Consider the following 3,208-nt stretch of genomic DNA (forward strand, 5'->3'; position numbering starts at 1 on the left):
ATCACGACCTTGGCCCCACTGTCTTGGAGCATGTAGTCGATGCGCTCCTGTGGATACATCGTATCCATCGGCACATATGCGCCTCCGGCCTTAAGTACCCCCAAAATGCTCACCAGAATATCCGCAGAACGTTCCAGCAATACGCCAACCGGTTGATCTGCTTCGACCCCTTTGGCTCGTAACACACGAGCCAATTGGTTCGCACGCTCATTCAGCTCAGTGTAGGTCAGCGCGGTGGCCCCAGACACAACTGCTATCCGCTCAGGGTTGCGCTTCGCTTGCTCTTCAAAGCGTTCGCTGAGCGAACGGCCTTGCACCTGTCTGTGTTCAGTACAATGCACACTATGTGCGTTCGGGTCATTAAATACCTCCAGAATCTGCACGGTTTCTTCCGCCGTAATCAACTCCAGCTCACCCAGCTTCGCATCCGGGTTCGCCGCCACCGCTTCGGCCAAACGAATAAAGTGGCGTGTCATCCGTTCCACGGTTTCCCGTTGATACAACGCGGTTGCATACTGCAATCCGAACTGGATGCCTGCCTCTTCCTCACTGGCCTCCATCATCAAATCAAACTTGACTGGCGTTTGTTCTAAGCCGTATGGACGGAAGCTCAGGTCCGCCAGCTGCAGCTCGCCTTCCTCAGTCGTTTGCAGGGTAAACATCGTATCGAACAGTGGATGGCGACTCATATCCCGTTTCACGTTCAGCTTTTCCACCAGCTCCTCAAACGGATAGTCCTGGTGCTCGTAAGCTTGCAGGGCACGCGTCTTGACATCCTCCACGTAGCTTCGGAAGCTTTGCTCTGCCGTCGGATAGTTCCGTAATGCCAACGTTCCGACGAACATCCCGATCATTGGCTCCAGATCCGCATGCGGTCGTCCGGCAATTGGCGTGCCAACTACGATGTCCTCTTGCCCGCTGTATTGATGCAAGAGCGCGGTGTACGCTGCCAGCAGCACCATATACAGCGTGGAGCCTGTGTGCGCCGCCAGTTCTTTCAGCCGTTCGCTGACTTCACGTTCCAGTCCAAACACCACCGTATCACCTGCGGTACTTCGCACCGCCGGACGTGCAAAGTCCGTCGGTACATCCAGCACTGGCAGCTCATCCCGGAAGGTTTCGAGCCAGTACGCTTCCTGACGTTGCATCCACTTCTGATGGGCTTCGCTTTGCTGCCATACCGCATAATCCTTGTACTGAATTCGCAATGGCGATAGCTCTTTACCATCATACAAGCGGACAAATTCATCGGTCAGTACTCCCATGGACACACCATCCGAAACGATATGGTGCATATCGAGCATGAGTAAATGCTGCGGTTCCTGCTCGGTTCCTTGTACGCCCAAATCTACCAAGCCTACCCGCAGCAGCGGAGCGGCTTGCAGATCGAACGGACGTACAAACTGCCGCACCCGTTCTTGTGCTTCCTGGCTGACCATCGTGTCCGTATCCGTAGTCGCATCTTCTGCCTGTACCTTTGTATATTCCACCTCAAACGGCACGGTGTCCTCAATCCATTGCATTGGCTCACTGTCCACCAGTGCAAAGCGGGTACGCAAGGTCGCATGACGGGCGATTAATTGACGGAACGCGTCTTCTACCCGTTTCACATCCAGCGGTCCGCTCACTTGCAGCACCGACGGCATGTTGTAGTTCACATCATTCGGGTCGAATTGATGCAGCACATACAGTCGTTTTTGCGCCGAAGATAAGGGGTAGAAGTTGCGTTCTTCCGTTACCGGAATGGACGCATAGGTTACTTGATCGAGATGTTCTAGTACGACTGCCAATTGTTCAATGGTTGGTGATTCAAAAATACTGCGTAGTGGAAGCGGCTTGTTCAGCTCCTTGTGAATTTTCGAGGCCAGCGTCGTCGCCCGCAGCGAGTGTCCGCCAATCTCAAAGAAGTTTTCCTTCACACCGACCTCCGCCAGACCCAGCACATCCTGCCAAATTTGCGCCAGCTTCACTTCCACCCATGTCCGCGGTGCAACATAATCAGCTCCGCTTTGCAGGCTGCCTTCCGGTGCTGGCAGTGCCTTGCGGTCGATTTTGCCATTCGGAGTTAACGACATCTGCTCCAGCTGTACCAGATAGGAAGGGACCATGTAACCCGGTAGCTTCTGGCTCAAAGCGCTGCGCAGTTCACTTGCCACAACTTCCCCATCGGCGACCACATAAGCGCAGAGCTGCTTCTGCCCTTGCTCATCTTCACGCGCGATGACCACAGCTTCTTGCACCGCTTCCAGCTTCAACAGCTGCGTTTCTACCTCGCCCAGTTCGATCCGGTAGCCCCGAATTTTCACCTGTGCGTCGATCCGTCCCTTATATTCCAACGTCCCGTCCACATTCAAGCGTACCAGGTCGCCTGTGCGATAGCAGCGTTCTCCGCTGCGAAACGGGCTGTCGATGAACTTTTCGGACGTCAGGTCCGGACGGTTGCGGTATCCACGTGCCACCCCGTCACCGCCGACAATCAGCTCACCCCATACCCCGACGGGCTGAAGCCGCATCGAACGGTCCACGACATACGCTGTCGAATTATGGATCGGTCTGCCAATTGGCACCGATTCCGATTGCACACCAGTGATCGCATGCACTGTGGAAAAGGTCGTATTTTCGGTCGGGCCATAGATGTTACTGATCCGCAAGGATGGATGAGCCTCCAGCACCCGGTTCATATGTGGTACGGACATCACATCACCGCCGACCAGCAGCTCCCGTACCCCCTCGAACAGCGCCAGATCCTGCTGGGACAGCTGGTTAAAGAGCGGTGTAGTCAGAAACATCGTGGTAATGCCGTGGCTACGCACAGCCTCCTTAAGCTTGGGGGCGTCCAAAATGACATCCTGGATCACTAGCACCAGCTGTCCACCATTCAATAGCGCCCCCCAAATTTCGAAGGTGGATGCGTCGAAAACAACAGCTCCTGTCTGTAAAATGCGCGTGTCGGCATCCAATTGCGCGTAGTTTGTATTTTTCACCAAACGTACGACGTTACGATGCTCCACCATAACGCCCTTCGGCTGCCCCGTCGTACCCGACGTATAAATGACATACGCCAGATCGTTCGGACCAGACAACGACTCCAGATTGGAAACATCCTCGTGATACACACTCTGTGCTCCATCCAGCACCAGCACGTTACCGTCGAAAGCCACTTTATCCACCAGATGGCTTTGCGTTAACAATAGCTCTGCCCCCGAAT

The 3,208-nt window shown here is 54.6% G+C and carries 1 protein-coding gene; it reads right to left on the bottom strand.

Going from position 1 to position 3,208, the window contains the following annotated elements; translation table 11 throughout:
• On the bottom strand, positions 1 to 3,208 hold a 3,208-nt coding region (locus ACL9RM_RS26340; protein ID WP_414126686.1), incomplete at both ends, for an amino acid adenylation domain-containing protein.

This window comes from Paenibacillus sp. S29 (genome assembly GCF_049319765.1).
In the GTDB taxonomy this organism is placed as follows: domain Bacteria; phylum Bacillota; class Bacilli; order Paenibacillales; family Paenibacillaceae; genus Paenibacillus; species Paenibacillus polymyxa_B.